Source organism: Paenibacillus sp. FSL R7-0026 (assembly GCF_038004485.1).
In the GTDB taxonomy this organism is placed as follows: domain Bacteria; phylum Bacillota; class Bacilli; order Paenibacillales; family Paenibacillaceae; genus Paenibacillus; species Paenibacillus xylanexedens_A.
This window is the reverse complement of record NZ_JBBORG010000001.1, coordinates 5489382-5512972: the sequence shown is the minus strand read 5'-3', so window position 1 is coordinate 5512972 and position 23591 is coordinate 5489382. Positions and strand designations below refer to the sequence as shown.

Genomic DNA, 23591 nt, shown 5'->3' with positions numbered 1-23591 from the left:
AACACTACGTACGAGGAGGATATTCAAAAAATGAGGAAAAAAGTGAGCATAGTGATCATTGCTCTGTTACTGGTCACGCAAATGATGCAGGGTTGGATATTTACACCAACCATGCATGCTCAGGATGAATTAACTAATTTGCCAGCCAGTGCAATCAGCGATACAGCGTCAGAAGAAGGTTTGGCAGATTCGGAAGAGGTGGACAACGTTGACGTTGCTGCCACTCCGGAAGAAGAGGGGGAGGGAAACCTCAACCAGAGCAGTTTAGCAATCGCAGCTGCAGGCCCGGTAATTACAGATCAATTGATTACCAGTGTGCAGATGTACAATCAGGCACCAGAAGACAACGGGAATGGCACGATTGAAGTCAAAGGAGATAAAATCGAGGATATTCGACCACGCATTCAGGATGAGGTGGCTGTAGTCTTTACATGGGGACTTGCAGATGACAACCACAACTACAGCGATGGCTCTACGTTCACCTTTAACTTGCCCGATAAATTCATCATCGGATCGCAGCTTAAGGGTAATCTGGATGGCGGTGTTGGGGAGTATGTGGTGAATCCAGATGGCACAATCATCTTTACCTTTAATGAACTGATCGAGCATGCGAAGCTGGAAGGTAACTTCTACGTGTGGATTAAGTTCGATGAGAGCAAGATGGAAGATGGCTTGAAACAACAGATAGACTTTAGTTCCGTGGGGCAGGGCATCATTGATGTACATTTTGCCAACACAGCCGTAGATAAGTTGAAGAAATCGGGAAGCGCAAACAAAAGTAACTTCAACTCGGATGAAATTAAATGGACCGTAGATTTTAACCAAGGCGAGAAGGCTATGAAAAATGCCGTTCTTGCAGACACATTCCCAGCAGAGCTGGAGCTCAAGGGCGATATCGAAATTCGCGAATTGGAAGTGCAACTGAATGGATCAGTAAAAGAAGGCCCAGTAGTTCAAACGGAACCACAGTTTCCAATTCAATTGGGAGACACAGATAAGGCCTATCGTGTAACCTATACGACAAGTGTTAAAGCACCAACCACTGCTCCGTTCACCAACGTGGAGTATCAAAACCAGGTTGCGCTTACAACAGATCAGAGCGAGCACGACGAAACAGATATTGGCCGAGTTCGTGTGAGTTTTAATGAGCCTTTGAACAAGTCAGGGCAAGATAGTGCGTATGATCCGGTGACACAGACGGTCACATGGAAAGTGCAATATAACTATAATCAGCAAGAAATCTTGCAAACGAATGCATGGATTGAAGACCGCTTTGATACGGCAAAACAGCAACTGATCAACAATTCCGTCAAAGTGTATCAAGTGGACATTAATGCAAGTGGAGCGGCTTCGAACAGAACACTGATCAATCCAAATGAATACACGCTCGAAGCGATGGGTACAGGGTTCGATAATGGCTTCAGATTACATTTTAAGAACGATATTACAAAGGCCTATGAGATCGAATATGATACACAATCCATTCATCGTGTTTATACAAACGACACCATTACGAACACAGTGAACATGTATGATGGTACTTCCAAAACAGGTCGAAGAGACATTCAGGAAGTCATTTTTGCAAAGAGTGTAAAAAGTGAAAACTTCAACACAAAAGAAATCGAATGGCAGATTGTTTTGAACCGTGATTTGCAGGACATGACGGATATCGTCATCACCGACAATTACGAAGGCAGACATATGAAACTGATTCCGGGTAGTCTTCAAGTGAGTGGTGTTAACAAAGAGGACTTTGAACTGACTCCAGACCCGGCTGATCCAACGTATGAAAAAGGATTCTCACTTCGCTTGAAGGACGGCATAACGCTTAGTACGGAGCATGTTATCACTTATAAGACAAGCTTCGATCCGACAGCAGGTATGCCAACGAATGATGAATATCGCAACTCGGCGAAGATCGATTGGGAAGAGTCTGATGTAAAACAGACTTCGATTACCAAATCTGCTGCGGTTAAACCGCAGGACTACACGATTCAAAATGGTAACAAAAAGGGTGAATATAGCGCCAAAGATAAAAAGATCACCTGGACAATCGATGTAAACTACAATTTGTTCGATATTAAGGATGCAATCCTTAAGGATGCTTACACTGGAGACCAATCTTTCGTAGACGGCTCATTGAAAGTTCATGAGTTAGAGTTGCAGGGGGCCAATAATGTTACTGCTGTAGGTAGCGAGGTTCCGCTCACACCTGGTCAATTCCAGCTGAACCCGGACGGTAAAGGTTTTGCGTTGGATCTGGGTAACATGGGCAAAATGGCTTATCGCATTCAGTACCAAACAAGTCTGGATGGACCATATTCTGTCGCAGGCGCTTATGCCAATCAGGCTGTTCTGACGGATGGTGAGGGTGGTGAAATACGATTTAATAGATCAGCCAGTGTTACACCTGCCAACGGTGGTGTATACGTGCGCAAAGCAGGCAAGCAAGAAGGTACAACGGATAAAGCATCATGGACGGTAAATATCAATCCAAGTCAATCTTTCATTCCTGCGGGTAACCAATTAACAGATACCTTGTCAGAGAACCAGATTTTATTGGCTGATTCATTGAAATTATATGCGACCAATTTACCAGCCAACAATTCAGGCAATGTATCCACCAAAGCTGGACTCGTTGATCCGGCTGATTATGAATTGGACGTGGAGGGCAATACATTTACCTTCACCTTCAAGAAAGATATTCATACCGCATTCATTTTGGAATATCAGTCTTATATTAATGCCGATCATGGCGCCCGAATTGAGAATAAGGTTGAATTTGCGGGCCAATCTTCCTCGGTAATCGGAGAAGGTAATCAGTCGGGAATCAAAGTTTCCTTGGCTGGAGCAGGTGGAGGAGCCTCTACAGGTCTGGGCAAAATCAGAATTCACAAAGTCAGTGATACAGGAGTTCCGCTGGAGGGCGCAATATTTGCAATCTATAATGCGTCTGGAACTACGCTTCTGGAAACATTGAAACCAACGGACGAGAATGGTGTGGTTGAAAGCTCCAGAAACTATCGATTAAACAATCTAACCAACGGTATACCTTATAAGTTAAAAGAATTATCTGCACCGGCAGGATACTTGGTTGATCCTGATTATGGCTCTGCCTCAGGTAAAACGATTGAATTTAAGGATGCGGATATTGCTTTTGAAATTGAAAATAAAAAGATTCGTCAAGGCTTTGAATTAACCAAGGTAGATGCGGTGGACTCCTCCAAGACACTTAAGGGTGCAACTTTCGAATTGTACTCCAAGGACGGCGCAACGCGAGAGAAAATCGATGAGTTAACGACAGGGGAAGATGGGAAGATCGCCAAAGGTGGACTGTTGCCAGGGGATTATGAGCTGGTAGAAGTCGTGGCACCTGAGTTTTATCAGTTGGATGCTACACCAATTCCGTTTACGATTTTAGAGAATCAGACGGAGAGTATTACATTGACAAAGTCTAATGCAATGGGTGCAGGTGGTAAACTTGTCGTTACCAAAGTAAATGCCAAGGATAAGTCCGTATTAAGCGGAATTGAATTCGAATTGCGTGATCGTTCCAACATTGTCATCGATACAAAAGTAACCGACCTAAATGGGGTCATTGAATTCGACGGTTTGGACTATGGTTCATATACATTGGTAGAGACCAAGGCAGAAGGCTTTGTTATTGAACAGCCGGAGACCCTTGTATCTATTATCAAACCGGAAACTCAATTAACCATTGAAAATAAAAAAAATGATCGTTCTGTGAAATTGATTAAAACCAATGCGGGTCGAACTCAGCACCTTCAAGGAGCTGTGTTTGAATTACGGGCCCAAACTGCATTGATGGATGCAAATGGGAATTGGGAGTTCCACAAGGTAACAGGTCTAGATGAAGTTACACTGACAACCAATCAACAAGGTGAAATTGTACTTGAAGACTTGGATATCAATAAATATCAGTTGGTTGAAATAAAAGCGCCTAACGGATACATGTTGGAAACAACACCAGTACCATTTGAAATTACGAACATACAAACCGAAGCCGTAGTTTTGGAAATAACAAATCAGGCTATCCCGGTATCGGGTGGTGGGTCTAGTGGACCTTATAATCCGGGAACACCTACTACGGGTGTAACACCAGATCCAGAGAAACCAGTAACTCCGGAACCAGGAAAGCCAAATCCGTCAGTTCCGGGCACGGTTGTAACTGAACCTACAGAGTCTGGGGGAGGAACCGAAAGTCCGACAGATGAAGATTCCGGGGTAGTGACACCGACACCAGGCGTATCCAACGGTGAAGACACTGCACCTCCTGTTGGGGATACAGATGCACCGGATGGGGATGGTGCACTTGCACCTCCTGCTGGAACGGATACAGATGGATCACAGGGCAATGGAAATTCTGCATCACAGCCAAACGGAAATTCTGGATCTCAGGGAATGCTGCCACAAACAGGTGAAGAGAGCACAATGGCTTACACTGCTGTGGGCATGATGCTGATGGCGCTAGGTAGCGCGGGATTCATGTACTTCCGCCGCAGACAATTGCTTCAGCGCTAGATCGCAGCACGCAATGCAGGAACAGATCATATTTGGATAAAAAAACACCCTCTAACTTTCACAAGTGACTCAGCGTCATCATGTGAATTACTAGAGGGTGTTTTATTTTATTTCAGCTGCACCTTAGGGAAGATCAAAATCCGGCAACCTCCGGATTCACTGCAATAGCTCTTACAATTAGGCGATGTGTTGGATTGACGAGTGGATCACAGGTAATCAAGGTAAGGACCTGTCCAAGCCCGGGATCCTCCAGCACAGATAAGTCAGTTGGCTCGACAACGGATATCTGATCTACCTTGTATTGGATAATCGTTCGATCTGCCAGGGTGACTTCCATTGAATCACCAATCTGGAGTTCTCCCAGACGGTTGAATAGTCGTCCTTTTTTGTGGGCGCGATGAGCGGCTATGGCAGCATTACCTTTGTTCCCGATACGGGTGGTTTCAACAAGATGGGTTGCAGCTACCTTCATATTGCCCTCCGTTGCACCCTCCAGAATCGGTAAGCGGACATCAATCTTGTCAATCGATAGCACCCCCAACGTATCTGAGGAGGCCTCTTGCACTGTACCTGTATTGTCAGTAGTCGGCTCGGCAGAAGCTGCATCCTGTATGCCTTGTTCGAAGGAGTGATTAAGCTTAGACAAGCCGTTTTGCAATTGCTCCAGATCGTTCATGACACGGGTCTGCTGCCAGTCATAATACGTTTCCCGCAGGAAAGGAAAGCTGATGATCAGGATGCCTAATAGAACGAGCAGAATAGAGAATTTTTTCATTATACATCAACTCCCGTTGTCCAAGAAAAATAGTATACCTTTCTCTATTCTACTTACCGACCTATACAAAATATGGACAGGGACGAAAGGACATACAGAAATGTTCGAAGGGGGAAGCCGCCCCAAAACAAAACCTCCCCGTTTCGCCACAGTAGGAAAACTGCAACGCCACGGGGAGGTTTTATTAAGTAGCCACTATTTATCAGCTGGTGAATCCGTAGGTGTGAAATCACATTCCTGTAACGGCACCACTTTGGTCTTTTTGATCCATTTGTAACCGAGCCACAACACCAGGAACAGGGGTACGCTCAAGTAAGCGACGATGGCTCCACTCCAGTCGATCTGGTCACCCGTGAATGCCTGATAGTTCTGTCCGATGATCACGATGATACACAGGACAAAGGCAAAGATTGGCCCAAACGGGAACCAACGTGCACGGTAAGGCAGATCGCTCAGATCCCTGCCTTGTGCAACGTATGCACGACGGAAGCGATAATGACTGATAGCGATGCCCAGCCAAGTGATAAAACCACACATACCGGATGCATTCAACAACCAGGTGTACACAATCCCATCGCCGAACAGGGAGGCAAGGAATGCCAACATACCAACGGCTGTTGTAAGCAAAAGTGCATTCATTGGAATGCCTTTTTTGTTCAACTTGCCGAGGAAACGAGGGGCTTTACCATCTCTGGCAAGGGCATAGAGAACCCGACTTGAAGCATACATGCCAGAGTTACCGGCAGAGAGTACAGAGGTTAAAATAACGGCATTCATCACGGAAGCTGCAATGGCGAGGCCAGCTTTCTCAAACACCAGTGTGAACGGGCTGACACCGATATTTTCCAGATCACCTTTGAGCAGATTCGGATGCGTATACGGGATGATCAGACTGATTACGGTAATCGCCAAAATGTAAAAAATCAGAATGCGCCAAAATACCTGACGAATTGCACGAGGTACATTTTCGCGCGGGTTTTCACTTTCACCGGCGGCTACCCCGATAAGCTCGGTACCTTGGAATGAAAATCCCGCAGCCATGAATACGCCTAACACGGCGAAGAATCCGCCATGGATGGGCGCATCACCGATGGTGAAGTTACTGAAACCAACCGCTTCTCCGCCCATAATACCAAAGATCATGAGCACACCAACGGCCAGGAAGATGATAACAGTAGCGACTTTGATAATGGCGAACCAGTACTCGGACTCTCCGTAGCCTTTAACAGACAACACGTTCAAGGAAAAGATCAGCACGAGGAACAATAAGCTCCATAACATGGATGAACTGTCGGGGAACCAGTATTTAATGAGTACAGTAGCGGCAGCAAGCTCTGCTGCAATGGTTACCGCCCAGTTGTACCAAAAGTTCCAGCCCATGGCGAACCCGAGAGCAGGATCGACAAAACGTGCGGCATACGTATTAAATGAACCGGAGTCCGGCATAAAGGTAGCAAGCTCACCAAGGCTGGTCATTAGGAAATAAACCATGATGCCAACGGCCACATAGGCAATTAATGCTCCACCAGGGCCTGCGGTTGAGATGGCGGTACCACTTGCGAGAAACAGCCCGGTACCAATCGAGCCACCGAGGGCGATCATCGTCATATGGCGTGCGCGTAATCCTTTTTTCAGGGAAGGTCCAGTTGTTGTTGGGTTACTGCGGTCTTGCATGGAAACACTCCTTCATTCGATATACTGATGTTTGCGATACTTGAATTCATAAAAACAAAAAGACCACAGGCATCAGCCTGCGGTCTTTAATATTTCAATGTCCGCACCATGTCCCAGATGATTAAGATAGCTCAACACAGAAGAATTCATACCTTTATATAAAGGAAATGTACTTCTGTGACAGTTCTGCGCCTTTCGACAGCAGCCCCAGCTCACTGAACCGTATAAGGAACGTCCAGCGAGCTTCGGCGGGTACACCTTTCGGCTGATCTCATAAGCGGCTCCTTAGCGCCTCCATCAGCGTACTGATCGCACCCGCGACCTCTACCTCACCATCAATGGATGAGGTGTATCTATTGTCTATGAAATTATGAACAACACAACTTAACACCGTGTGTCCTGTTTAGTAAACAGACAATCAGTATAACGCGCATGGTTTTCCAGTGCAATAACAATTGTTGGATGTGAGGTCTGAGAGACGACTATTCCTCTTTTTTGTTACGGCCAGCCATCTGCTGCCATACCGTTCCAGCAGCCTGTTCGCCCGATTCAATCCGTTCCAGAGCCATCTTGGCCTGTAGGCTGACTTCAAATTCAGGATCATCGGCTGCAACTCGCAACGCTTGCTCTGCTTCTTCAGTTCCGACCTCATAGAGAAAACGTGCTGCACGCCAGCGTACAAGTTTACTTTTATCGGATAATGTGGCTGTCATGGCTGGAGTGGCGGCAGGATCACCGATATCAGACAAGGTATCCCCGGCAGTCCGGCGTACCGCAGGAGAACTGTCCTGAAGCGCTTCATACAGCAATTCCATCGCTTCCGGTGTACGAATGTCACCCAGGTATACGACAGCCAAGCGACGTATCTGCATTTTATTGTCATGCAAGGCATGGGCTACGAGAGGCAGTCTTTCTGCTGTAGGCTCCATGCCGTCAAATGCCGCATAGCGAACATTCCAGTCCTCGTTTCGCAGAGCCTCTTCAAGTTCGGCTCCATCCAATTCACGGCGGCGCTCGACGAACTCTTCGGATTTGGTACCATGTTCAATGGCCTGTTTAATGACTTGCTCCAGCCGTTCCGGCGGGTAAGCGGCTTCCAGTTCCTGCTCGACTTCACGTGCAATATCAGGCAATTCACCATATCGAACACCGTAATCACTCAGTTTGCGTTCTTTGATCATCGTTGCACTGGCGACTTCTGTCACGGCTTTGACAAAACGATCTGACAACGAGATTCGTTCTTCCTTGACCCCGGCCTTGACCCTAATTTGCATCGGTACGCCTCGGAAGAATTGTACAAATACCTGTGCTTCTCCGAAGTGCTCGCCTGAACCATCTTCGGATTCAATCCAGTCCAGATCGATGCCTTGCTGTCCAAGGCGATTTTGGACTTCGCCCAAGATAACGGACCAGTCGGCATTCCCTTTACGATCAAGTGCCACAAAGTCTGTTGTGTGGAACACACTCTTTACACCGGGAATATGAAGCATCTGGCGAATGAACGCCGGAGCAGATCGTTCGTTGTCCAGTGTATATGTTTTGCGAATTCCGTCCTCCAGACGTTCATCGAGATGTAGCATCATCGTATTTGGACTCGGTGTTGGTTCAATGGAAACAATATTCATCAATGTAACCTCCTATAGTACCAGATTCATCTTTAACTTCCCGTAAATTAAATCACACGGGTATTTCTCTATTTTACATCAATGTGAGGAATCTGCGAAATCATCCAGAAGTGAAGTGGACGTTTCTAACACTTAATGTGAAGAAGTACGAAATTTGTTAACACTTCTTTCATGTTCACGCACAAACATTTTTAAACGAAAATTGGCACAATAAAGATAAGAATCAACTGGAGGTTATACCTATGGAACCCATTACCGTGCTCTCGGATGGAAAACGTCGTATTGCATATGAGAATATTATTCAATTGTTCAGGAACTGGATTGAGGACTCAACATCCGGTTCTGCGATAGAAACACATCGGGGAAGTTGGGAAAATGCCCGTTATTGTATTGTTGATTATCAGGTTGCCGAAGAAGCGGTGTCAGCAGCAAATGCCATTCGGGCTTTTATGCCACAACTTCCGTTACTGGTCATTACGGATTTCAAATCCCTTATTCGGAAGCGTCACCTGCAACAGATTACAGGTACAGGTGAGATGAAGATGATTCTCTGGAACGAGCAAGACCCGAATCAACTAATCAAGGATATGGAAAATTGGTTTCATTCTTCGTCTATCCATAAATCAGAAATAGCCGTACCGCCCATCTTATCCATGAGATAAAAGAGGGGTATGGCAGAGGGTGTTTAACTTCAAGCGTTACGATCGTATTAGATCACATATTTATAGCCTGTTCCCCAAACCGTCTTAATATAACGTGGGTTCTTGGGGTCAGGCTCAATTTTTTTACGCAGACTTGAGATATGAACATCAATGGTACGATCCAGATAGGCGCGTTCGGAGCCTTTGATCCGATCCATCAGTTCATTGCGGGTGAACACTTTACCTGGATTGCGGTACAATTCCTTCATAATCTCAAACTCAATATGAGTGACCTCGATTTCAACGCCATCCACAAACAGGGTTCTTCTGTACTCATTCACATTCACATGTCCAGTAACCTCTGCCTGCTTGTCTTCTTTTACCGGTTTATCCTTATAGGAAATGATTGATCTTCGCAGCAGTGCTTTAATCCGGGCATCCAACTCTTTCAAACTAAATGGTTTGCACAGAAAGTCATCCGCACCATTATGCAATGCGCGAAGTCGATCATTCAGCATGGTGCTTGCCGAGATCATCAGAATGGGCACAGTGGAGTGCTGGCGAAAGGCTTCTACGAGATCATTTCCATCCATTTCAGGAAGCATGAGATCCGTTACAACAATATCCGGCTGGAATTGTGGAAACAGTTGAAGTGCCTCGCGGGCATGATGAACCCGTTCAGTGATATATCCTTCCTCCTCAAGAAAGAAAGCAATCATGTCGGCCAGATTTTTCTCATCTTCTATAAGAAGTACTTTGATAGTCATAGGGTCACACTCCTGGTGAAAATAATATGTTAAGAAAATGCTAAAAAAACAAGGTGAATTGCGAATAAATGCCGCAAATTTTTTAATGTTTCTATCCCAAAATATAGGATGTATATGTAGAGAAAGAATAAGCTTTTTGCATGAACTTCAATATTCTAGCATGAATGCAGTTTGGTTGCCGATCAATCAGAATTTCCCAAAGCTACACCAAGTATTAATTACAGTATAATGGATCAGAACGAGTTAAGGGGAAAAAAAGTAATATTGTATCCGCTTAAGTTTATAGGGGGAACCAACGTTGTTGTTGAAAACAGAAGAAACAATGATCCATGAGGGCAATTGCTTATGGATCGTATAAAGGCAAGACAAATGCTGGATTGGGTCGTGTTGAAGCTGAGAATACCCTGGATTGGGACCAGCATTCTGATCATTCTGGGCTCATTAAGCACCATTTTTCCGTTTACTTTATTCTATGGTGTACAGTTTATGATTGGTAGCGCAGCAGCACTCGTTGCTCTACGTTTGCATGGGGCCATCTATGGATTTGTTACCTTCACAGTCATCCATCTGCTGAATACCGTCTTTGTTGGCTTCCAGCCGCACAATTTATCTATAATGCTTGCTCATTTCATGGAATTAATCTGGATGCTCGTTTGGCAGAGCCGTTGGAAGAATGGCAGCCTAATCAAGGCTAATGCTGTCTTTTGGGTAGTGATGTTACTTCCTGTTATCTATGCCGGGCATTTTATGTTGGGTTTAGATATAGACGATTTGAAGTATGAGTATATGTATATTGCTGTCATTGGTATGGTGAATGCGTTGATCGCGGGAATTGTAGTTGATTTTTGGATCACCACGGGTGAACACAAATCAAAACGCACGGGAACTATTCCATTAACAAGAATTGCGTTTAAATACGTAGTCGCCTTTGTGGTATTTGTTTCTCTCGTACTGTTATCCGCAGATAGCCGTAGACAATTGGGTCAAATGAATGATGCCATATTACGTGATATGAAATATGCAGCGACTGCGGTTGTTCAGGATATTGATGAAGAGTATGTTACCTCTGAGAATATGGATCAGAATATGGCGCGTTATCATCATCTACTGGGTGTGAATGTGATTCTGCTGAATCGGGATGATACAGTCGTTGCTTCTGGATTGAACACACTTCAGGTAGGCGATTACCTGGATATGGACAGATTCCGTCTTCTGAAATCAAGGGATAACCTCTTTTTGTTAAGTTCCGCAAATATCCATTACAGCGATGTATTGAATCACTGGAAACAAGCCTCTTTTATCTATGAAGCAGAAATGACAAGGTTAACACCTTATCGGGTATTCATTGTGACCGACTCGTCCAAGTATTACCCCCGAATCGAATCCATTTATCTGACCACGCTGCAATCCCTGTTCATCATCATCGTGGCTTCCATGATCGTAGCCGCTCCTCTCAGCAGTAAGGTTGTTAGCCCGCTGTTAAGACTGACCCGAATGACAGGCTCTCTTCCGAGACTGCTGTTTCGAAATGGGAAGATGGAGTGGCCAACCAGCCATGTAACCGAAGTACAGATCCTGATTGGTAATTTGCGCAAAATGGCCGATGTGCTGCTGGAACAATTCGAACAGATTCGTCACGACAAGTTAACGCTTGAGGACAGGGTTATTGAGCGTACCAAGGAACTCAAGAATAGTGAAGAGGTCAAACGTGCCATTATTGAATCCTCTATTGATGCGATTATCGCTGTAGACTCCAATGGGGTGATCGTTGAGTTTAATCCGGAGGCTGAAAGAATGTTTGGATTGCGTCGGGAAGAAGTGATCCTGCACAAGGAAGTTCCATCTCTTTTTCAAGGAGCCAGCTGCAAGGAGATCAAGAATCTGCTGGAGCGATTTGAATATGTTGAAGGTAAAAGATACACCATTGTTGAAGAAATTTCAGGTATCCGAAGAGATGGTTCCGTTTTTCCGATAGAGTACAAAATTGTTGAGATCCAGTTGGGCAAAAATGAGACATTATATAACCTGTTTATTAAGGATATTACAGAGCGGACCAGAGCAGAAGAAGATCGTGTACGTCATGCCCTTGCGCTGGAGAAGCTGAACTCAGAGTTGTTCAATGAGAAGATTGCCATTCAGGAACAGCGAGATATCAGTGAGCAATTTATTGAATCTGTACGAGAAGGGCTCGTGATGTCTGATCGATTAGGGACCATAACCATCGTCAACCGAAGGATAGAAGAGATGTTTGGTTTGGGTGATTTTATGGGCAGATCCATTGAAGATTTGGCGCAGGCGATTGATACGATGGTATTAACGGACAACTTCAATCTGATGGAACAGACGAGAGCATTCCTGAATGGAGAAACGGCGTTTATCGAGACTGAATTTATATTTAATAATGTGGATAAAAGTGTGTTTTCCTTGTACATGAAGCAGATGGATGTCCCGGGTAAAAACCATGGGTTTCTGCTGGTGTTCCGTGACCGGACAGGAGAAGAACGGCTGGATCGGATGAAAAATGAGCTGATCAGTGTGGTATCTCATGAACTTCGAACGCCTGTAGCCACCATTATGGGATATGTGGAATTAATGATGATGTATGACCTTCCGGCAGCTCAACAGCGGGAATTCATGCAGACCATCTCTTCGGAGGGCAAGCGGCTGAGCAGTTTGCTCGATGATGTACTCGATATTCAGCGGCTCGACAACGAAGGTATGACTTACCACATGACGTATGTACCGCTGGTTGAGTTGGTAGAAGGGGTTGCCGAACAGTGGAATATGAAGTCTGCCCAACGTATCTACGTGCATACGTTTAATGGAGACTTTTTTGCTTATGCGGACCAGAACAGGATGGTTCAGGTTCTGCATAATCTGGTGGGCAATGCAGTCAAGTATTCTCCGGGAGCCGATCGTATTGATGTTACGTTATGGGAAGAAGAGGAATGGTTATGTCTTGATGTGCGTGACTACGGAATAGGTATTGCGGAGCAAGAGAAGGACATGTTGTTCAACAAATTCTATCGGGTCGATAATTCGGATCATCGGCAGATTGGTGGAACAGGAATTGGGTTGTACATTTCCCGTAAAATTGTAGAGGACCATAAGGGTACACTGACCTTTATATCTGCACCGCACAAAGGAAGTACCTTCAAGGTTCGACTGCCCAAGCAGGACGTATTGGTGTGAGTTTAATGAAGAATGAAGAAATGTATTTCATTTTTTTTATGAATAATGTTTATGTACGAGACCTATGGATAGAGCCTTTGCCCTTCAGCGCGTGAGCGTGATAAGGGGAAAGGCTTTTTTTGTTTTTCAATTTCCCCGGATAAAAAAACAACTTCTTTTGCAAACTGTCTATAGAGCCATAATTTGCATCCCATGCAAAAGGAGGACGGCAGGTATATGTTCCGTAAACAAGAGAAAACACTCATCATCGTCTGTCTGGTTGCAGCTGTGGTTGTGCTGTATGCCGTTGTGAAGAGCATCATCCGAATCATGAGTTATTGAGATACACGTTCAAGCAGAGTAACTGCTGTCGTACATAACGATTATGTGAAAGAGGAGTGTAACCATGTCATCCCTGGACCCTGTTTTGCTCAGCCGGATACTAACCGGCCTTACCTTGTTTGTACACATTATTTTTGCCTCTATCGGTGTAGGTGTTCCACTTATGATTGCCTTGGCCGAGTGGCGAGGACTCCGAACCAATGATATGCATTACACCTTGCTGGCACGCCGGTGGGCGCGAGGTTTTGTCATCACCGTTGCCGTGGGCGTCGTTACAGGCACCTCGATCGGATTACAGCTCAGTCTGCTGTGGCCGATGTTTATGCGGGTAGCGGGTCAGGCAATCGCCCTGCCGCTGTTCATGGAGACGTTTGCCTTTTTTATAGAGGCGATCTTTCTTGGAATTTACCTCTATACGTGGGATCGTTTCAAAAAGAAATATACGCATATGCTGCTGTTGATTCCGGTAGCTCTCGGCTCATCTGCATCTGCGATCTTCATTACAACGGTGAACTCCTTCATGAACCAGCCTCAGGGATTCACCCTGATTAATGGCATCATGAAGGACATCCATCCGATTGCTGCCATGTTGAATCCGGCAACGCCAACCAAAGTGTCCCATGTACTCGCCTCATCCTACACCTTGAGTGCAGGTATTCTGGCGGGGATCGCCGCCTTTAGTTTGCTTCGGGGACGGGATCATGTGTATTACAAAAAAGCACTGAAACTCACGACGGTATCTGCGCTCGTATTTGCCATCAGCACCGTCATGATCGGCGATTCCTCCGGTAAATTTCTGGCGAAGTATCAGCCGGAGAAGCTGGCTGCCGCAGAATGGCATTTCAAGACGATGAAAGAGGCACCGCTTGTCTATGGCGGTATTTTGGATGAGAACAATGAAGTGAAATACGCCATTGAGATTCCTTATGCACTTAGCATTTTGGCGGGTAATCGCCCAGATACGGAAGTAAAAGGACTCGAAGAATTTCCGGCGGATCTAAGACCACCGTTGTCCATTCATTATATGTTCGACCTGAAGGTCACAACCGGAGTGATCATTCTGATGATTCCTGTGTTATATGTACTGCGGCGGTGGTTGCCAGGGCGCAAGCCCTATCCCAAATGGCTGCTGCTTGGCATCGTCTTGCTGGGGCCTCTGGCCATGATTGCGATCGAGTTGGGGTGGATGTTCGCTGAAGTTGGCAGGCAGCCTTGGATCTTACGCGGATATATGAAGGTGGCGGAAGCAGCCACGACGTCAACTTCGGTAGGATGGATGTTAGTGTTGTTCATCTTGCTGTATCTGATCCTGTGTTTCTCGTGCATTCGGGTACTCAGCAAGCTGTTCCGCAACAAGGAAGCAGAGAAGGAACTAGAGTCTCTGGGGCTTGAAGGAGGGATCGTGCATTGAGTTTCGAAATTGCAGGCATCGCAATATTGTGGACGTTTTTGTTCGGTTACCTGATCGTTGCTTCGATTGATTTTGGCGCCGGGTTCTTCAGCTTTTACAGCATTTTGACCGGGCATGAGAACAAAATTCATAACATCATTCAGCGCTACTTGTCTCCCGTGTGGGAAGTGACGAATGTGTTCCTGATCTTTTTTGTGGTTGGACTGGTCGGATTTTATCCGGACAGCGCCTTTTATTACGGGACGGCTTTGCTGGTTCCGGGTTCCCTGGCCATTGTACTGCTTGCGATCCGGGGCGTGTATTACGCCTACAATACCTATGGCAATCATGGGCAGAACAGCCGGATCTATATGGCATTGTACGGGGCGACGGGATTGCTGATTCCGGCCGTATTTTCCACCATTTTGGCGATATCCGAAGGCGGGATTATTGAGCAGGTGGGCGATCAGGTGTTTTTTCGCTGGCGTGAATTTTTGACGAATCCCTATACTTGGTCGGTTGTTTTGCTTGCACTGGTCAGTGTGCTGTACATCTCGGCGATGTTTCTATCCTATTATGCAAAACGGGCGGGGGATGAGCCGGCATATGAGGTGCTTCGAGAGTACGCGCTGCTCTGGAGTTTGCCTACCATTTTTGCAAGCTTTCTGGCTTTTTTGCAGATTAACAAACAGAATCCCGCACACTTTGAGCAAATGGTGAATATTTCGTGGATGTTCATCGCTTCGTTTATTTGTTTTGTCATTGCCGTGTCGCTGGTGTGGAAAAGTAAATATCTAGGTTGGTGTTTTGTCGCTGTCATGCTACAGTTTGCCTTTGCCTGGTATGGTTACGGGCGATCTCACCTTCCGTACATTCTGTATCCTTACATCAATATTTACGACGGCTTTACGAATCGCACGATGGGGATTGCGCTCATTACAGCGTTTAGTCTGGGGTTACTCGTGCTCATTCCTTCGCTTGTGCTGATTATGAAGCTGTTCCTGTTTGATGCCAATTATGTGCGCGGTAATTCTGGTAAAAAGAAAGGATGAGTCTGTTCATGGTCACTACTGAGGGAGTCACGGGCATACCCGGTATAACCGGATTAAGCTTTTTTGAGACATTCACCATTATGTACGCCCCTCCACTGATCATTGCGGCTGCTATTGTCTTTCTGTTTGTATATCTGGCCGTATATAAGAACCCAAAGGATTGATTGGTTGGTACGTCCATTCCCGTTTGGGGTAATCTCTTGTTAAGAAATGAGGAAGGGAGGAGGGCCCTTTCATGCCGAAAATCCGTTATAACAATATCGATAATGTAAGTACGGACAAAACGCTGAAGGAATTCAAACAATGGAGGGAGCAGCGGCGCAATAAAGTGAAGGACTACTCCTACACCGTGCCCAAACACCCGCCTGAACTGGATTATCTGCATGCCAACCGGGATGACACAAGTATTACCTGGATTGGTCACTCCACGTTTTTCATTCAATATTATGGATTGAACATCGTGACTGACCCGGTGTGGGCCGAAAAAATGGGATTTCAACGAAGGCTCGGTGCCCCCGGCATTCCGATTCAGGATATTCCACCTTTGGATGTGATTTTGATATCCCATTCCCACTATGATCATCTGCATCTGGCTTCCTTGCGTAAGCTGATTACCGCCAAGACGTTGCTGATCGTACCTGATGGTCTCAAGCGCAAGATGATTCGTAAAGGATTTCATAGATGCCAGGAGATGAAATGGTGGGATCATATGACACTTGGCGGAGTCAAAATAACTTTTGTCCCTGCACAGCACTGGACGCGCCGAACGTTGTTTGATACCAATACGTCCCATTGGGGCGGTTATGTATTGGAATCGAATCATTCGGTAACGACTTCAGCAGCGGAAAGTGCTGCAACAACGAGCAATCAGGATGAATCATCCACGGAATCAGGGAAGAATGAAACATCCAAAACATCAGGCGGTCCGCCTGTGTTGTATTTTGTGGGTGATACAGGTTACTTCCAGGGTTTCAAAACGATTGGAGAGCGCTTTGACATTGGTGTTACCCTGATGCCCATCGGTGCCTACGATCCGGAGTGGTTTATGACTTCTCAGCATGTGACACCTGAAGAAGCGCTGCAGGGATTCGTTGAATCCGGTTCACAGCTCATGGTGCCAATGCATTATGGCACATTCAAGCTGGCGGATGATACGCCCAAGGAAGCACTGGATCGTCTGGAAGTTGAACGTGAACGGCTAGGCATTGGTAAAGAGCGGATTCGTGTGCTTGGTCATGGCGAGACGCTCCGCATTCACCACGAGAAAAGCAAACAGGACTAACAAAAGTGAGCCAAATATGTTAATGTAGGGATATGCCTGCATGAACAGTACATTTACCAAATCTTTAATAAGTAAAAAGCGGCCAATTTTCGAATTTGCCGCTTTTTTGTGTTATAATATGGTGCCAGAATAGGCATCGGGATATTGAATCCATGATTTACGCAACTTGCTATTCATGCAGTATGCAGATTAACCAATAAAGGATGGTATGCTTAATGATCAGTACAAGCGGCATCACGCTCCGCTACGGAAAACGTGCACTTTTTGAAGATGTAAATATCAAATTCACACCAGGAAACTGTTACGGCCTCATCGGCGCCAATGGAGCCGGTAAATCAACATTTTTGAAAATTTTGTCCGGTGAAATTGAATCAAACTCGGGAGAGGTGCACATCACCCCGGGCGAACGTATGGCCGTTTTGAAGCAAAACCACTTTGAATATGATGAGTATCCGGTTCTCGAAACGGTAATTATGGGTCATAGTCGTCTCTATGCCATTATGAAAGAAAAAGATACGCTGTATGCCAAAGCGGACTTCACAGAAGAAGACGGCCTGCGTGCAGGTGAGCTTGAAGGTGAATTTGCGGAGCTTAATGGCTGGGATGCTGAGCCGGATGCAGCGGCACTCCTGATCGGTCTGGGTATCGACCGTGACATGCACGATAAGAAAATGAATGAACTGAGTGGTAACGAAAAAGTTCGTGTCCTGCTTGCACAAGCATTGTTTGGTCGTCCAAACAACCTGTTGCTCGATGAGCCTACCAACCACTTGGATCTCGAATCCATTCAATGGCTTGAGAACTTCTTGATGGATTATGAAGGTACTGTTATTGTGGTATCCCATGACCGTCACTTCCTGAACAAAGTATGTACGCACATTGCGGATATCGACTTTGGTAAAATCCAGCTGTACGTAGGTAACTATGACTTCTGGTACGAGTCCAGCCAATTGGCACTTGCGTTGCAACGTGATGCCAACAAGAAAAAAGAAGAGAAGATTAAAGAGCTTCAAGCCTTTATTCAACGTTTCTCTGCGAATGCCTCGAAATCGAAACAGGCAACTTCCCGGAAGAAACAACTCGACAAAATCACGCTGGATGACCTTCGTCCATCGAACCGTAAATATCCGTTTATCAACTTCAAACCTGAGCGTGAAGCCGGTAAACAATTGTTGACCGTAGATCGCATCAGCAAATCCATTGATGGTGTGAAAATGCTGAATGATATCAGCTTTGTCGTGAACAAAGGGGATAAAATCGCATTTGTTGGCCCGAACGGGAATGCCAAGTCACTCTTGTTTGATATTCTTATGGGTGAAACGGAATTGGATAGCGGCGAGTATACTTGGGGTGTAACTACAACTCAAGCTTATTTCCCGAAAGACAACTCCAAATATTTTGACGGTGTAGACATGACGCTTGTGGATTGGCTCCGTCAATATTCCAAAGATCAGGATGAAACGTATCTGCGTGGATTCTTGGGACGTATGTTGTTCTCAGGTGAGGAATCCTTGAAAAAGGCAAGTGTACTCTCCGGGGGCGAGAAAGTTCGCTGTATGCTGGCGAAAATGATGCAGACTGGTGCTAACGCATTGATTCTGGATGAGCCTACGAACCACTTGGATCTCGAATCCATTACAGCGCTGAACAATGGTATGATTGATTTTGACGGCACAATGCTGTTCACATCCCATGACCATCAGTTCATTCAAACGATTGCTAACCGGATTATCGAAATTACGCCGAATGGCATCATTGATCGCCAAATGAGCTATGACGAGTATCTGGAAAGTGACGAAATCAAAGAACTGCGCAATAAAATGTATCCGGTAGAAGCTTAAACTAAGCATCATCTACCGCACACATTATCATAGGAACACCAAAGAACCGCAAGCCTCTGTGAAGAGGGCTTGCGGTTCTTTTTGTAATTCAATGGGTTTCTCTACGGCTTTAAGACCTAAGATCCACCAGTACGGCGACGTTGGTTGTTAGGCTTTTTGTTGTTTTGACTCTTCATCGCTTTAGGTCCGCCTTCAAAGTAGGCGCTGGATTGGTTACCGGAATTTGCTTGTTCTTTCTTCTGCGCCAGCTTTTGGCGTATAGCATCCTGCAAACTGACCTTTTTCGGTTCGTTATTTTCGCTCATCGTTATTTCCCTCCCGGTCTTACAGTGAGCCGTCCAGATTGGACGGGATGTACCTATTTTATACGTTTTATAAAAGCCCCACAAGGGCAACCTGATAAAATGCTCAAAACCTTTGGTTTTACCCAGGCCAACATTTTTTCTCATTAACTACAGCCCTGCCGTCTGGCAACTTTGTTTCGGCTTGCCTACAGCAATGCAGCCTGGCAACACTGTTTCTGTAGACCCACACGCTCCGCATTTGTTAACATGGAAAAACCGTAATACGAAACGTTAAAGGGGTGTCGCCCGGTTTGAACGCTTATGAAGAAATTCGAAAAGGGGAGCGAGGGGCTTGGGTTAGTATCGTAGCGTATCTCGTCTTGTCCGCTTTTAAGCTGATCTGTGGATATTTATTTGCTTCCAGCGCCTTGCTGGCCGATGGTTTTAATAACCTTACGGATATTGTGGCATCCGTTGCTGTATTGATCGGGCTTCGGATCTCCCAGAAACCACCTGATTCGGATCATGCCTATGGTCATTTCAGAGCGGAGACGGTTGCTGCCTTGGTGGCTTCATTTATTATGGCTATGGTTGGGCTGCAAGTATTGGTTGAAGCCGTTCGCTCCTGGTATGAAGGAGCCTTTGTTGCTCCAAATCTGTGGGCGGCAGCGGTGGCTGTAGTCTGTGCTGTGGTGATGTTAGGTGTATATCGTTACAATCACCGTCTGGCTAAACAAATTAATAGTCAGGCTCTGATGGCTGCGGCGAAAGATAATCGTTCGGATGCCTGGGTCAGCATAGGCGCTGCAGTTGGAATTATAGGTGCGCAGTTTGGACTTCCATGGCTGGATAAAGTAGCTGCCATTGCTGTAGGTCTGTTGATCTGCAAAACGGCTTGGGAGATTTTCCGGGATTCTACACATCGTCTTACCGATGGATTTGACCAGAAGGAACTGACGGATCTCAGATCCTCCGTAGCACGCGTTCCCGGTGTTGAGATGATCAAGGATGTGAAGGCACGTGTGCATGGCAGTCATGTACTTGTGGACGTAGTCATTGAAGTGGACGGAGGCCTAAGCTTGATTGAAGGCCATCAGATCTGTGACCGTGTTGAAGAGCGGTTGAAGCGATCGCATAACATCATGCATGTACATGTACATGTGGAACCAAAGACGGAAGAAGTCACAAGGAACCCTTGAACAGGGAGTGAACATCTTGGAAAATCAAAAGAGGACAGCCGCGATTGTGCGTGCTGTCCTCTTTACTTATCATTAGAACGATTATACGATGTTACTTAATGGCAACGTGAACCCAAGCTTTGCCTTTCCAAGTGTATACTTGTACCCACTCGCCACCATCGAATCCATCAACAACTTCACCTGTTGTATCGATGATCTGGGAACCCAGTGCACCGATTGGTTTACCGTTAGGTGCATCATAGAACCAAGTGCGCTCCAGAAGGTTCAGCAACATCGTTGGTGCCAGTACTTCATCACCTGGTTTTACGAGTGGCTCTTCAAACATTTTGTCATCTGTAGTCGTAGCTGGCGTTTCAGTTGTAGTTGAAGTACCTTCTGCACCTGTAGTGTCTGTTGTTGTACCTGTTACAGTCTCAGCAGTACCTTCTACTGTTTCTACAGCAGGTTTGTTCACTTCAACAGCCGGAGTTGTTGTCGTCGTTGGCGTTGTTGTAGCCTCAGTTCCTGTTTCCGGAGTTACTGTTCCAGTAACCGCTTCCTCAGCACCTGCAGCGGCAGCCATCGAACCCATCAACGTTAAAGCAGCAGCAAAACTCACGATTTTTTTCATTTTCTTTTCCTCCTCGGTTTGTTATGTAATTTGTTGTCCTGTGTTAAAAGTAACCAAGCAAGCTACCTTATGAATCACAAATTATAACAATATTTTCTTGCATTCTCCAGTGTCAACTGGCTCATATGTGGGTATATAGCAAGCCTGTAAATATCATACTTCAGTGGGATAAAACCGGGTTGGCTATCTCAAAAAGGTCCTGTTTTTTTGGGATTCATACGAGAGCGGATTGGAATAAAGCAGAAGGGAGTGCAATACATAGTATAGAAAAGTTGAACTATGCCTGAACGCACAAAAGCCAATCGGCTGGGTAGCACGATCGGCTTTTGTATGTATTCGTTTAGTAACACTCTGTCATATCAGAGCCTGAGGTTATCGCATTCGGCTGCGTCCCGTAATCAGGGAGATTACGAACAGTACAACAAAGATGAAGAAGAGTACTTTCGCGATTGAAGCCGCTGCTTCAACAATACCGAAGAATCCAAAAATACCTGCTACCAGTGCAATAATTAGAAATAATACAGACCATTTCAACATAAGTATTCATCCTTTCGTATAATTGATTGTGGAGTGAGTTGTGTTCACCTCACCGCCTTGTGTAGTCTAACTTTAACCGAGTGCTAACCGCTTGAAACATTGGTTTTTTTTCCAAGCGAGGGCATATATGAAGGGATATATAATATTGTTTCGTCCGGGAAATCGCCGGGTAACTATAGCAATAACAAACTGATGCACATATGGAAAGAGAGGTTCTTCTATGATCTATCAAATTAGTGTGGCCCTGATTGCAGTGGCATTTGCAGTACTGGTATTCTTTTTAATTCGTACCTTGAAATCCGCTCAGGGTTCTTTGGACAATGTCTCACAGACATTGCAAGAGGTACAGAAAACCATTGATGAACTTAGTTATGAAGTGAAGCAGACGGTAAGACATGCCAATGATATTACGGTGGATGTACAACACAAAATGAAAAAAATTGATCCTGTTATGGAATCTGTTGAGAATCTGGGTGAAGTGTTGAATGAAGTGACGGCAGCAGCCAAACAAGTCTCCACAACGCTGATGGCGAAATTTCAGACCAAACGTAACAACGCTGAACAGACCAAGCACGCTGAATCGGTTCATGTAACTGCACCGCCTGCTACATCAACGGATCGTACCCTGCAATCCTATGAAGCTACATATAATGGTGAAGCAAAGGGCGGGAAAAACTGGATGAAGTATGTTGATGTTGCAGCGAATGTATGGCAACGGATGCGCAAGTAACATGACCGCTTTGTAACCCATGAAAAAGCCTTCAGAGCGGTGATGAACCTGATGAAAGGGTGAGAATCATGATGAAACTACTGCTTGTGATGTTTAGCGTAATTTCTCCCTTTTCCGTTCAACCGGCAGCGGTACCCGCTGCTCACGATATGCAATGGACGGCAATGGAAGAGAAGGCGTCAGAGGTAACTCTGGCTGTTGATCGATCCGAGACTTTCCAGCATTTTCGGACTCTGAATGGCATTTCTCTGGATGACACCATGGATGATTTGTTGGCCAAGAAGGGCCAGCCGGGGCATAAGCAGGAAGATCCTTATCTGGGGTGTCCTGAATATCACTTTCATGATGTGAAGGTTGGCTTGTGTGAAGATACGGATGTCATTCAATATGTGCACATCGATGCATCTGAGAATCACATCATGTTAAACGGAAAGAGAATTGAGATGAATATTGAAGCGATCCATCATGCTCTAGGGAAACCTTATTATGTGGCAGAGGACGGAGAAGTGTTTCTGCGTGGAGACCAGGCTCTGAAGGTATATATGAAGTCAGGATCTCAGCAGATTGAAGGCATTGATCTTTTTGATGACACAGTTTCCTAGGATTGGTTATTACTGAATCGTTTCAAACCCATATAGTATGGTTATATATTAAGTAGCTCGATACAGAAGATTAAATCAGAGGAGAGTGGAAACGATGAATTCAACCAATGAGCAAGCTTATGCAAAAGTGGTAGAAAACGGAGTCCAGGCGGTAGAAGCGGTGAAAGAATTGCAGATTACCGGATACCTTGCTGATCAAATCTTTGTTCTCGCCCATGAGAAGGATCGCACAGATCGAATTGCCGATACAGCAGATGCCAAAGAAATTGGCATAAAGGAAGAAGGCGTATTTGATTCCTTGGCGAATCTGTTCCGCTCACGTGGTGATGAACTCCGGGCCAAAATTGTTTCGATGGGCTTTACCGAAGCCGAAGCGGACTTCTACGAGAGTGAACTCGACAAAGGTAAAGTACTCGTTATTGCTAAAAAGAAAGATTAACCCGATATACGTTGCAAGTTGAAGTTTGCTGAACATGGACAAGCTTCTGACTCATTTATGTAAAGTGCTTAATCAAAAACATAGATAA

The 23591-nt window shown here is 45.5% G+C and carries 19 protein-coding genes and 1 riboswitch; of the genes, 12 read left to right on the top strand and 7 right to left on the bottom strand.

From position 1 onward, the window contains the following. Window positions 1-30 precede the first annotated feature (30 nt). A complete protein-coding gene (locus MKY44_RS24225; RefSeq protein ID WP_341008907.1) occupies window positions 31-4542 on the top strand; it encodes a collagen binding domain-containing protein in 4512 nt (1503 codons plus the stop codon). A gap of 133 nt (window positions 4543-4675) precedes the next feature. On the opposite strand, the gene MKY44_RS24220 is transcribed toward MKY44_RS24225, so the two are convergent. From MKY44_RS24220 to MKY44_RS24210, 3 genes are all read right to left on the bottom strand, one after another. Next, window positions 4676-5317, bottom strand: a complete 642-nt coding sequence (locus MKY44_RS24220) for a class D sortase (RefSeq protein WP_341008906.1) — start codon at window positions 5315-5317, stop codon at window positions 4676-4678. 195 nt (window positions 5318-5512) lie between these two features. Next, on the bottom strand, window positions 5513-6991 hold the full coding sequence (locus MKY44_RS24215) for an amino acid permease (protein WP_076328900.1): 1479 nt from the start codon (window positions 6989-6991) through the stop codon (window positions 5513-5515). 119 nt (window positions 6992-7110) lie between these two features. Next, window positions 7111-7326, bottom strand: a riboswitch (Lysine riboswitch). Between the two features lie 147 nt (window positions 7327-7473). Beyond that, window positions 7474-8616, bottom strand: a complete 1143-nt coding sequence (locus MKY44_RS24210) for a virulence factor (protein ID WP_047841582.1) — start codon at window positions 8614-8616, stop codon at window positions 7474-7476. Window positions 8617-8858: 242 nt separating this feature from the next. On the opposite strand from MKY44_RS24210, the gene MKY44_RS24205 reads away from it, so the two are divergent. Beyond that, window positions 8859-9278, top strand: a complete 420-nt coding sequence (locus tag MKY44_RS24205) for a hypothetical protein (RefSeq protein WP_341008903.1) — start codon at window positions 8859-8861, stop codon at window positions 9276-9278. 47 nt (window positions 9279-9325) lie between these two features. On the opposite strand, the gene MKY44_RS24200 is transcribed toward MKY44_RS24205, so the two are convergent. Further along, window positions 9326-10024: a response regulator transcription factor gene (locus tag MKY44_RS24200; RefSeq protein ID WP_036668013.1), complete on the bottom strand. Its 699-nt coding sequence runs from the start codon at window positions 10022-10024 to the stop codon at window positions 9326-9328. A 345-nt stretch (window positions 10025-10369) separates the two neighbouring features. On the opposite strand from MKY44_RS24200, the gene MKY44_RS24195 reads away from it, so the two are divergent. The 6 genes from MKY44_RS24195 to MKY44_RS24170 all read left to right on the top strand — a co-directional run bounded on the left by MKY44_RS24195 (window position 10370) and on the right by MKY44_RS24170 (window position 19102). Further along, window positions 10370-13216, top strand: coding sequence for a PAS domain-containing sensor histidine kinase (locus MKY44_RS24195; protein WP_341008902.1), 2847 nt, complete (start codon window positions 10370-10372; stop codon window positions 13214-13216). A 385-nt stretch (window positions 13217-13601) separates the two neighbouring features. Continuing rightward, a complete protein-coding gene (locus tag MKY44_RS24190) occupies window positions 13602-14948 on the top strand; it encodes a cytochrome ubiquinol oxidase subunit I (protein ID WP_036606964.1) in 1347 nt (448 codons plus the stop codon). Next, the gene (locus MKY44_RS24185) at window positions 14945-15979 is read left to right on the top strand and encodes a cytochrome d ubiquinol oxidase subunit II (RefSeq protein WP_341008901.1); all 1035 of its coding nucleotides are present in this window, start codon (window positions 14945-14947) and stop codon (window positions 15977-15979) included. The genes MKY44_RS24190 and MKY44_RS24185 overlap by 4 nt, the downstream gene beginning before the upstream one ends. A gap of 8 nt (window positions 15980-15987) precedes the next feature. Further along, window positions 15988-16143 carry a cytochrome bd oxidase small subunit CydS gene (gene cydS / locus MKY44_RS24180; protein ID WP_155985027.1) on the top strand — a complete coding sequence of 52 codons (156 nt, stop codon included), beginning with the start codon at window positions 15988-15990 and terminating at the stop codon, window positions 16141-16143. 71 nt (window positions 16144-16214) lie between these two features. Continuing rightward, window positions 16215-17261 (top strand): MBL fold metallo-hydrolase, encoded by a 1047-nt coding sequence (locus MKY44_RS24175; RefSeq protein ID WP_341008900.1) that lies wholly within the window; start codon window positions 16215-16217, stop codon window positions 17259-17261. 215 nt (window positions 17262-17476) lie between these two features. Then, window positions 17477-19102 carry an ABC-F family ATP-binding cassette domain-containing protein gene (locus tag MKY44_RS24170; protein ID WP_091038559.1) on the top strand — a complete coding sequence of 542 codons (1626 nt, stop codon included), beginning with the start codon at window positions 17477-17479 and terminating at the stop codon, window positions 19100-19102. Window positions 19103-19218: 116 nt separating this feature from the next. Here MKY44_RS24170 and MKY44_RS24165 read toward each other — a convergent pair whose 3' ends face one another. Beyond that, window positions 19219-19407 carry a hypothetical protein gene (locus MKY44_RS24165; protein ID WP_017692261.1) on the bottom strand — a complete coding sequence of 63 codons (189 nt, stop codon included), beginning with the start codon at window positions 19405-19407 and terminating at the stop codon, window positions 19219-19221. Window positions 19408-19697: 290 nt separating this feature from the next. On the opposite strand from MKY44_RS24165, the gene MKY44_RS24160 reads away from it, so the two are divergent. Continuing rightward, on the top strand, window positions 19698-20585 hold the full coding sequence (locus tag MKY44_RS24160; protein ID WP_211084395.1) for a cation diffusion facilitator family transporter: 888 nt from the start codon (window positions 19698-19700) through the stop codon (window positions 20583-20585). A 91-nt stretch (window positions 20586-20676) separates the two neighbouring features. Here the strand turns inward: MKY44_RS24160 and MKY44_RS24155 are convergent, their stop codons facing one another. Together MKY44_RS24155 and MKY44_RS24150 are read right to left on the bottom strand one after the other, a co-directional pair. Further along, window positions 20677-21195, bottom strand: a complete 519-nt coding sequence (locus tag MKY44_RS24155) for a hypothetical protein (protein ID WP_341008898.1) — start codon at window positions 21193-21195, stop codon at window positions 20677-20679. Window positions 21196-21567: 372 nt separating this feature from the next. Further along, window positions 21568-21732, bottom strand: a complete 165-nt coding sequence (locus tag MKY44_RS24150) for a DUF1328 domain-containing protein (RefSeq protein ID WP_017692264.1) — start codon at window positions 21730-21732, stop codon at window positions 21568-21570. A 220-nt stretch (window positions 21733-21952) separates the two neighbouring features. Here MKY44_RS24150 and MKY44_RS24145 point away from each other — a divergent pair, with 220 nt between their 5' ends. The 3 genes from MKY44_RS24145 (at window position 21953) to MKY44_RS24135 (ending at window position 23503) form a co-directional block, all read left to right on the top strand. Next, window positions 21953-22462: a DUF948 domain-containing protein gene (locus MKY44_RS24145; RefSeq protein ID WP_341008897.1), complete on the top strand. Its 510-nt coding sequence runs from the start codon at window positions 21953-21955 to the stop codon at window positions 22460-22462. Between the two features lie 68 nt (window positions 22463-22530). Then, a complete protein-coding gene (locus MKY44_RS24140) occupies window positions 22531-23064 on the top strand; it encodes a hypothetical protein (RefSeq protein ID WP_091019329.1) in 534 nt (177 codons plus the stop codon). Between the two features lie 94 nt (window positions 23065-23158). After that, window positions 23159-23503, top strand: coding sequence for a general stress protein (locus tag MKY44_RS24135; RefSeq protein WP_017692267.1), 345 nt, complete (start codon window positions 23159-23161; stop codon window positions 23501-23503). Window positions 23504-23591 lie beyond the last annotated feature (88 nt).

Excerpts from the sequence above, each read along its gene's own strand:
- MKY44_RS24225 (WP_341008907.1), top strand. The coding sequence starts at position 31 with ATGAGGAAAAAAGTGAGCATAGTGATCATTGCTCTGTTACTGGTCACG.
- MKY44_RS24220 (WP_341008906.1), bottom strand. The coding sequence starts at position 5,317 with ATGAAAAAATTCTCTATTCTGCTCGTTCTATTAGGCATCCTGATCATC.
- MKY44_RS24215 (WP_076328900.1), bottom strand. The coding sequence starts at position 6,991 with ATGCAAGACCGCAGTAACCCAACAACAACTGGACCTTCCCTGAAAAAA.
- MKY44_RS24210 (WP_047841582.1), bottom strand. The coding sequence starts at position 8,616 with ATGAATATTGTTTCCATTGAACCAACACCGAGTCCAAATACGATGATG.
- MKY44_RS24205 (WP_341008903.1), top strand. The coding sequence starts at position 8,859 with ATGGAACCCATTACCGTGCTCTCGGATGGAAAACGTCGTATTGCATAT.
- MKY44_RS24200 (WP_036668013.1), bottom strand. The coding sequence starts at position 10,024 with ATGACTATCAAAGTACTTCTTATAGAAGATGAGAAAAATCTGGCCGAC.
- MKY44_RS24195 (WP_341008902.1), top strand. The coding sequence starts at position 10,370 with ATGGATCGTATAAAGGCAAGACAAATGCTGGATTGGGTCGTGTTGAAG.
- MKY44_RS24190 (WP_036606964.1), top strand. The coding sequence starts at position 13,602 with ATGTCATCCCTGGACCCTGTTTTGCTCAGCCGGATACTAACCGGCCTT.
- cydS (WP_155985027.1), top strand. The coding sequence starts at position 15,988 with ATGGTCACTACTGAGGGAGTCACGGGCATACCCGGTATAACCGGATTA.
- MKY44_RS24175 (WP_341008900.1), top strand. The coding sequence starts at position 16,215 with ATGCCGAAAATCCGTTATAACAATATCGATAATGTAAGTACGGACAAA.
- MKY44_RS24170 (WP_091038559.1), top strand. The coding sequence starts at position 17,477 with ATGATCAGTACAAGCGGCATCACGCTCCGCTACGGAAAACGTGCACTT.
- MKY44_RS24165 (WP_017692261.1), bottom strand. The coding sequence starts at position 19,407 with ATGAGCGAAAATAACGAACCGAAAAAGGTCAGTTTGCAGGATGCTATA.
- MKY44_RS24155 (WP_341008898.1), bottom strand. The coding sequence starts at position 21,195 with ATGAAAAAAATCGTGAGTTTTGCTGCTGCTTTAACGTTGATGGGTTCG.
- MKY44_RS24150 (WP_017692264.1), bottom strand. The coding sequence starts at position 21,732 with ATGTTGAAATGGTCTGTATTATTTCTAATTATTGCACTGGTAGCAGGT.
- MKY44_RS24145 (WP_341008897.1), top strand. The coding sequence starts at position 21,953 with ATGATCTATCAAATTAGTGTGGCCCTGATTGCAGTGGCATTTGCAGTA.
- MKY44_RS24140 (WP_091019329.1), top strand. The coding sequence starts at position 22,531 with ATGATGAAACTACTGCTTGTGATGTTTAGCGTAATTTCTCCCTTTTCC.
- MKY44_RS24135 (WP_017692267.1), top strand. The coding sequence starts at position 23,159 with ATGAATTCAACCAATGAGCAAGCTTATGCAAAAGTGGTAGAAAACGGA.